This is a genomic window from Bacillus cereus group sp. BfR-BA-01310, assembly GCF_022664325.1.
Classification (GTDB): domain Bacteria; phylum Bacillota; class Bacilli; order Bacillales; family Bacillaceae_G; genus Bacillus_A; species Bacillus_A paramycoides.
Window position 1 is genome coordinate 1 of sequence record NZ_JAKUHD010000120.1, and the last position, 249, is coordinate 249.

Genomic DNA, 249 nt, shown 5'->3' on the forward strand with positions numbered 1-249 from the left:
CGATAACATCGTGGTTTTTGATGATTTCAGTTGAGATTTTGTCCAAGTAATCTTTTCTAGCGTTTGTCATGTATTCATGAATTCTAGCAACTTTTATTCGTTGTTTATTCCAGCGAGAAGATCCTTTCGTTCTTCTAGAAAGAACACGCTGTGCTTTCGCTAACTTCTCTTCTAATGATCGAAAAAACTTCGGATTTTTATAGGTTGTTCCATCTGACAAAATGGCAAAATCTTTTAGTCCTACATCAA

The 249-nt window shown here is 34.9% G+C and carries 1 protein-coding gene; it reads right to left on the bottom strand.

Going from position 1 to position 249, the window contains the following annotated elements; all coding sequences use genetic code 11:
• Positions 1-249 (bottom strand): transposase (locus MR109_RS29955; RefSeq protein WP_242274874.1); only part of this gene is annotated, 249 nt, incomplete at both ends.